Genomic DNA, 7429 nt, shown 5'->3' with positions numbered 1-7429 from the left:
GGTACTGCACTCGGACAACGGCAGCGCGATGAAGGGCTCGACCATGCTGGCGGCCATGCAGAACCTGGGTGTGATGCCCTCGTTCAGCCGCCCGCGGGTGAGCAATGACAACGCCTATGCCGAGGCCTTGTTCCGCACGGCGAAGTACTGCCCGCTGTGGCCGGAGCGGCCCTTCGACACGCTGGAGCAGGCCAGGAACTGGGTGAACAGCTTCGTGGCCTGGTACAACCATGAACATCGCCACAGCGCCCTGAAGTTCGTGACCCCGGCGCAGCGACATACTGGCCAGGCGGAAGAGTTGCTGCGCAAGCGTATCGAGCTGTACGAGGCGGCGCGTGCACGGCACCCGGAGCGCTGGAGCGGCAACATCAGGAACTGGGTGCTGGCACCAATCGTGTGCCTGAACCCGGAGCGGGAAGCGGTACTGCAGCAAACATCAAAGGCAGCGTGACACGCTCACGCGACAACTACCTTGAAAATCGCCGGCGCCATGAGCTAAGCGTTTTGGGAAGTCATGGCAAGTGGTTCAGGAAAAAAAGCCGAGCACATACGGCTGAGTTTTTCCCGGCTGGAATGAAGCATGTCAACTTTTACTGCACGATCAACGATGAGGTGGCCAATAGTGAAAGCTCCCAGGTCAACCTTCGCGCAGGAGCCTGCTATGCGCCATATGCTTTAGGAACTCGGTCAGCCTCGCCGGAGAACGATGCGATATACCACGCTCAGATTATTTCCGGTCGGCAGTACAGACCCTATGACCTCACGAACTGCGTCATCGAACTGAAAGAGGTCGATTGCAGCTGGCTCAAACACGAGATGAAATCAGGGAGAGTTGGCTATCAAACGCCACCGCGCTGGTTGCAAACGACTCGATGACGATGAAGGCTGTGGTGAATGGGCTTCACGAAAGCGCAATTGAATGCGTGAGTTGCATTTACCACAGAGGGCTTGACAATCAGAAGGCAACCAATAACCTGTCAGTGTGTTCTGCCGATGTTGTCGGCAACATGCCCAGGTAGCCAAGATCTTCAAGGCTACGTCACCTTCTGGTGAAGATCACCAAAGTTCGCGCAGCATTCGGAAGAGCGAACAGTCACCGACCTTCGGTGACGAATGCTTACTCATCTACCCAGCGGGGAATCACTTCCCGCCCGGGTCGTGATCTCTCCCGTACTTATGTCTCGGAGACGCATCATGACTCAATCCAACGAATCCAAGTTTTTCGATTTACACACCACCGGCATCGGATACCTGAACCGCATTCGCGAAGTCACTGTCCGCAAAGGCCCGGGTTTCCTCGCATGTACCGTGGCCGCTCTGCACGGATCAGCCGACGACGTTGAGTATTCCTACATTGACTGCAAGGTTGCAGGCGCTGAGGCTCAGAAGCTCGTACGTCGCTGCAAAGAGGCCGTCGATGCTGGGAAGAAAGTCTTGGTTAGCTTCAAGATTGGCGACATCTGGACAGACCCTTTCATTTACCAAAATGGCGACAAGAAGGGTCAACCAGGAGCTCAGCTGAAAGGTCGTCTTCTCTTCATTGGCAGAATCTCTGTCGATGGAGAAGAGGTCTACCGGGCACCTGAGCGTAACGCCTCCTCGGACGAAGCTGACCAATCTGATGGTGACGGGGCTGAGACAAGTTCTGAAGCCGCCTCGCCCCTCAGCTCAGTAGCGTAAACCAACGCCTAACCCCACCCGCGGAGAATGAGAATTCTCTGTGGGGAGGGAGGCTTTATGGATCCCATCCATGAACCACTATTCCAACCTGTACGATGAAATCGCTGAAGCCGTACCTGGCGAACCACCCAGCTTCGAGCAACTCATCAAGATGGTCCGAGACCTTGCTGATGATCCGGAGCAGCCAGTGGCAGGCTTTACGAGTTTCGAGGAGTTCTTCGCCTGGTTCGATACGCTGACCGGCTACGATCAGTTCGATCTGGACGAGGACGTTCTACCCCACAAACTGCTGTTAGAGGTTGTCTACGACGCTCTGCTGGCAGAGCAATAAACCATATCAGGTGTTGCGGCCCGCAACACTTGCCCGACTGGGAGCACGCTCCCATCGGGAGTGCGTCCCCGATCAAATCAGGAGGTCCCTATGGACGTCACGTATGGTCTGAACGCATACAGAACCACTGGCCAGCTCCTCAAGCTGGACATCCTTCAAAGCAAAGCTGGCTGGTACATCGGCACCATCGACCATGATGGGCCTGTGTCGCGTGAGTCTGGCTACTACAAAACCCCCCAAGCAGCTTATGACGCCATGCGTGCCGGCACCTGGGAGCAACACCTCGACTAAGCAGGTCTCGGCTCTGTAGCTGGGCTCTGTAGCCTTACACACACCTACCCGATGGGAAACATGCCAGCGGGGGTGTTTTCCATAATTGGAGAACACCATGAATACTGAAATCACAATAGCTCCGGCATCTGTTGCGAGCAAAGTCGATGCGCTTTACGCAGCCGCTACGGCTAAGTTCCCGACTTACGAGACCGTTGTGCATCGGTCGTTCTGTGAATCGATGCGGCAAGCATTTGCTGATCCGCAGAGCACCGAAGGAGCCCAAGCATTTCAGTACGCCATCGGGGAGTACGGTTACCTCACTCCTGAGGAAATAGCGGCTGAAGATGCTGAATCCAGCAATGATGGTATTTGCTCACACGGGCTGGATTTCTGGACTTGTCCGAAGGGCTGCTTTGGATGAAATGGCTCGGTTCATAGCCTTCATTTCGACGCTTTCTACCAGCCGGTAGCTCAGCACACTAAACCTCTAACACCTCACCCAATGGGAAACATCCCATTGGGGGTGTTTTCCATTTCTTGGAGAGCACCATGACCAATTTCACCTCACTCATCACATCGAAGATCGGCAAATCACGAGGCGTGGCCCGCCTTTGGCTGGAAGGTCAAAAGCTCCTGAAAGCTGGGGTTATGGTTGGCGCCCGGTATGAAGTCCGTGCGTGTCAGTCAACCAGGCGACTTGAGCTGGTCCCATGCAAAGGACAGGAAGCAGGGAGAGCGTTCACCGTCTCACGCCGCGAGCGTAATGGTGTCGTAGTGCCCCTGCTGGAGTTCCGCTCGCCAATGCTTCGGGAGGTATTCTCAGCCCATTCGTCGGTGTGCAAGTAGGTCTTTACCCAATAAAAAATCCGGTCATCTAGATGCTTGGTACGGATTTGAAAAATGGCGAAGATTGCTAGGAACAGCACCGCCCACAGCCAGACGTTGGTTTTTCGTTTTTAGTAAACCCAGTTTTTTTGCCCATCGACATTTAATTCTCAATTACCGGGAGTGACGGGTCAGGAGACTTCAACCTGACTCACCGAGACTGGCACAGCTAATACAGAGGGATGCTGCCGGGTCGAACTCCAGGCGGCCGGGAGCAATCGGCTCACCGCACTGAGCGCACCAGCCATACTCACCCTCATGCCAGCGTTTTAGCGCCAATTGGAGCCGCACCCGTTCCTGCTTCGTGCGACTGCGGATGGCATCGTTCATCGCCTGCTGTTGGAGTGCATCCATTCTCGAAATACGGCCCACTTTGCTCTGGTCAAGCTCCACCAACTGCGACCGCGTTTCGGCGCCCTCCAACAGGCGCTCCAGCTCGGCTGCCCTTCGATCCAGCAGTGCTTTGAAATGGGCGAGATCCAGCGCTTTATCCATAACCAAATCAGCGCAGCAGGAGCAGCGGACTTGTGGTGGAACGCAACATACTTGTTGTGGTGCTACCGACCAGGAACTGGCGAATACGGGAATGGCCGTAGGCGCCCATTACAAGTAGGTCGACGGCATGCTCGTTCTGATAGGCATGCAGGGTGGGCTCAACTTCACCGCTACGGATCGCGGCATGAACGGTGAATCCTGAGTCGATCAGGACTTTTTGTGCCCAGTCAAGCTGCGATACCGATTCTTCGTTATCCGGCCCAACCATTACAAGGTGGATTGGCAGCCCCCTGAGCAGAGGGCTGGACGCCAGCATCTCTACTCCTTTTCGCGTGGTGGCGCTGCCATCGAAGGCCACCATCGCGCTTTTGGGCTCCGTGAATGCTGTCGGAGTAACGAGAACTGGCCGATGCATGATTCGAATCACGCTTTCCAGCTGGCTTCCGACGTGCTGACTCAGACTACCGCTGGATTCGCCCTGGCGGCCGATGACCAGCAACCGTATCTCGTCTTCCAGTGCCTGGAGGCTTTCCAACAACTCGCCGTGGCGCTGCTTGGATTCCGGCGAAGTCACCCCGTTTCCAATCGCGCGCTCCTTGGCGTTCGCAAGCATGATTCGCCCTTGTTCGAGGGCCAATTTGCTGCGCTGTTCATCCAGAGAGGCAAGTTCATCGAGGAGATGCTCGCGGCTGCCGAGTCCGATATTGCCGCTCAGATTTGCTTCAACAGGGTACTGTCTTTGATCTAGTACGTGCAGAAAGGTCAGCGGAGCTTGCAAGCTCCGACTGGCCCAAGCAGCGTAGTCGCAAACCGCTGGAGCCGAAGCGGAACCGTCGATGCAGGCGATTACATTGGTCATTGTTATTCTCCTTTTAGTGGCCCATTAGTTGATCAATGGCGTCCGGCTTATCGTGCACGCCAAAGCGGTCAACGATAGTGGCGCTCGCTTCGTTGAGTCCCAGCACCTCAACCTCGGTCCCCTCACGGCGGAACTTGATGACTACCTTGTCCAGCGCGGCAACTGCGGTGATATCCCAGAAGTGAGCACGGCTCAGATCGATGGTTACCTTGTCTACTGCTTCCTTGAAATCGAATGCAGCGATGAACTTGTCAGCGGAGCTGAAGAACACCTGCCCGATGACGGTATAGCTTCGATGTTCACCTGCCTCGTCCAAAGACGAAGCGATATCCATGTAATGGCCAACCTTGTTGGCGAAGAACATCGCGGCTAGCAATACGCCGGCGAGTACGCCGTAGGCCAGGTTGTGGGTTGCGACCACGACCACCACGGTTACGACCATGACAATGTTGGTCGACAATGGGTGTTTCTTCAGATTGCGTAACGAGTCCCAGCTGAAGGTACCGATCGAGACCATGATCATCACTGCTACGAGCGCGGCCATTGGAATTTGCTTCAGCCAATCGCCGAGGAAGACCACCATCAGCAAAAGGAAAACGCCCGCAGCCAAGGAGGAAAGGCGAGTACGTCCACCGGACTTAACATTGATGATGGACTGACCAATCATCGCGCAACCAGCCATACCGCCGATCAGGCCGGACGCGATGTTAGCCACACCTTGACCCTTGCACTCACGGTTCTTATTGCTGGGTGTGTCGGTCAGGTCGTCCACGATAGTCGCGGTCATCATCGACTCCAGCAATCCAACGACGGCCAGGGCTGCCGAGTACGGGAAGATGATTACCAGCGTCTCGAACGTCAGCGGCACGTCTGGCCAGAGAAAGACTGGGAGCGTATCGGGCAATTGCCCCATATCACCTACAGTCCGAATATCCAATCCAACTGCAATGGCGACCGCTGTCAGCACGATGATGCATACCAGGGGCGATGGGATGAGCTTTCCAATCTTCGGGAGATACGGAAAGAGATAGATGATCCCTAGGCCTGCGGCTGTCATTGCATAGACGTGCCATGTGACGTTCGTCAGTTCGGGCAGCTGGGCCATGAAGATCAGGATCGCCAGTGCATTGACGAAGCCCGTAACCACTGAGCGTGAGACGAATCGCATCAGCGAGCCGAGTTTCAGGTAGCCAGCAAAGATCTGCAGTACGCCACATAGCAGGGTGGCAGCAAGGAGATATTCGAGGCCGTGGTTTTTCACCAGTGTGACCATCAGCAAGGCCATAGCGCCTGTGGCGGCCGAAATCATACCCGGGCGCCCCCCTACGAAAGCGATAACCACAGCGATGCAGAAAGAGGCGTAGAGGCCAACCTTAGGATCAACTCCGGCGATGATCGAAAAGGCGATGGCTTCCGGGATCAGAGCCAGTGCCACCACGAGGCCGGCGAGAATGTCGCCACGTATGTTGGTCAGCCAGTTTTGCTTGATTGTTTGCAGCATCAGGTAAATCCAAGGCAATGGACGCAACGGCACCGTGCCGTAGTGGCGTGCCGAGTGTGTCGAGTCGAGTTGTAGGTATTGAGTGACCATTCTTTCGAACAGTCGGATTGCTGCAGGCGCAGCAAGACGAATCAGCTATCAGTAGGCTGATTCAAGGGAGGGGGCGTTGCGCTATGGCGGCGTAGGCAGCCAGATAAAAATTGTCAAAACGTTCATTCTGTCAGTGATTTTCAACAGTCAGAGCTGAATAAGGCGGCAGACCATACCATAGAGCGCATGATGATGCGACTCGGTGGGCAAGGCCGAACCTCACTATGGGGTCGCGCTTATCCAGCATTATCGAGAATCATGGTGCGTCGTAGGCATCATTGCCGGCGAGCACGGAATTCTGGAGTCTGGCCTGATCCCACGCTCGTAGTTGCTCGGCCAGCGCCACGGAAAAGCCCTGCACGGCTGACCAACGCAGGTGGATCGCATCGACGAAGGCGGCCGGTGGGGCAACCCATTCGCGATCGGCGTTCCAGTATTGCGCGCCGCCATTGCCGGCGATGGCAGCCGTCAGCTTCTCGTCGAAACGGGTGAGGAAGCTGCCGTCGGCATCGACCGTGGCCTTCCACTGCGGATGCAGCGGTGTGGATACGACGAGCAGCTGGCGTTGCTCCGCCTGCAGGCGGTCGGACAGCTTGCCCAGCGCAGCGAAGCAGCTGTTATCCAGCGGGTCGGGCTTGCCATAGAACAGGCCTCGATCACCCCGGGGTTCCAGCGGCCCGTCGCCGTGGCGGGTAAATACCAGCGGGTCCCACTCGATCTCATTGGCCCGCTGCGCCTTTACTGTCTGTGCATTGCGCAGGAGCGAGCGCGGTGAGAAATAACGCATGTAGTAGCCCCAACGCGATGCCCCCTGATAGACGTACTGGTCCGCGTGCTCGCGGTTGAATACGTCATCCGGCACCTTCCAGCAGCCGGCGAAGTCCAGCGGGTCGACGATCATCACCACCTGACGAATGCTCGGTTGGCGATCCAGCAACCAATCGGCGACATAGGCGGACTGGTTGGCATGCAAGCCGCAAAACGCGCCGTTGAGCGGCCGCACACCCGGTGTCTGTTCGACCAGCACGTCACCATCAACGTGGCGCCAGGCAACGGATGAACCGATGACCAGCAGGTTGGGCTGGTCGATCGGGTTTTGCCGAAGGAAACGCAGCTTTTCATCCACGCACAGGCTGTTGGAGAAAGCCGGCGGTGGCAGGTTGTCACTGTGGTGCAGCCAGGCGAGCAGTGCGGCGAAGGCGCCAAGCATGCCGAACAACCCGGCGAGCATCCCCAGCAGATAGCCGGCGCGAACTGGCTGCCGTTCAGCCCGGTCGGTGGCGTCGCCCCGGCCGCTATCGACGGATCTGGCCAT

The 7429-nt window shown here is 56.7% G+C and carries 9 protein-coding genes; 5 read left to right on the top strand and 4 right to left on the bottom strand.

Annotated features, from left to right (window positions below; genetic code table 11):
• The 5 genes from IEG05_RS20595 to IEG05_RS20575 form a co-directional block, all read left to right on the top strand.
• A partial coding sequence (locus IEG05_RS20595; protein ID WP_191122656.1) for an integrase core domain-containing protein occupies positions 1-451 on the top strand: 451 nt, incomplete at its 5' end.
• A 743-nt stretch (positions 452-1194) separates the two neighbouring features.
• Complete coding sequence (locus tag IEG05_RS20590) at positions 1195-1680, top strand: STY4534 family ICE replication protein (RefSeq protein ID WP_125884076.1); 486 nt, start codon at positions 1195-1197, stop codon at positions 1678-1680.
• A gap of 70 nt (positions 1681-1750) precedes the next feature.
• The gene (locus IEG05_RS20585; RefSeq protein WP_079329252.1) at positions 1751-2011 is read left to right on the top strand and encodes a hypothetical protein; all 261 of its coding nucleotides are present in this window, start codon (positions 1751-1753) and stop codon (positions 2009-2011) included.
• A gap of 90 nt (positions 2012-2101) precedes the next feature.
• Positions 2102-2302: a hypothetical protein gene (locus IEG05_RS20580; RefSeq protein ID WP_191122655.1), complete on the top strand. Its 201-nt coding sequence runs from the start codon at positions 2102-2104 to the stop codon at positions 2300-2302.
• A gap of 97 nt (positions 2303-2399) precedes the next feature.
• Entirely contained in the window at positions 2400-2705 is a 306-nt protein-coding gene (locus IEG05_RS20575) for a hypothetical protein (protein WP_191122654.1), read from the top strand.
• A gap of 605 nt (positions 2706-3310) precedes the next feature.
• Here IEG05_RS20575 and IEG05_RS20570 read toward each other — a convergent pair.
• From IEG05_RS20570 to IEG05_RS20555, 4 genes are all read right to left on the bottom strand, one after another.
• Positions 3311-3664 carry a TraR/DksA family transcriptional regulator gene (locus IEG05_RS20570; protein WP_191122653.1) on the bottom strand — a complete coding sequence of 118 codons (354 nt, stop codon included), beginning with the start codon at positions 3662-3664 and terminating at the stop codon, positions 3311-3313.
• 7 nt (positions 3665-3671) lie between these two features.
• On the bottom strand, positions 3672-4523 hold the full coding sequence (locus IEG05_RS20565; protein ID WP_191122652.1) for a universal stress protein: 852 nt from the start codon (positions 4521-4523) through the stop codon (positions 3672-3674).
• 13 nt (positions 4524-4536) lie between these two features.
• Positions 4537-6024 carry a SulP family inorganic anion transporter gene (locus IEG05_RS20560; RefSeq protein ID WP_008567161.1) on the bottom strand — a complete coding sequence of 496 codons (1488 nt, stop codon included), beginning with the start codon at positions 6022-6024 and terminating at the stop codon, positions 4537-4539.
• 346 nt (positions 6025-6370) lie between these two features.
• Positions 6371-7429, bottom strand: a complete 1059-nt coding sequence (locus IEG05_RS20555) for a hypothetical protein (RefSeq protein ID WP_191122651.1) — start codon at positions 7427-7429, stop codon at positions 6371-6373.

Source organism: Stutzerimonas kunmingensis (genome assembly GCF_014764705.1).
In the GTDB taxonomy this organism is placed as follows: domain Bacteria; phylum Pseudomonadota; class Gammaproteobacteria; order Pseudomonadales; family Pseudomonadaceae; genus Stutzerimonas.
The sequence above is the reverse complement of the archived record's forward strand: the minus strand, read 5'-3'. Positions and strand labels throughout refer to the sequence as shown.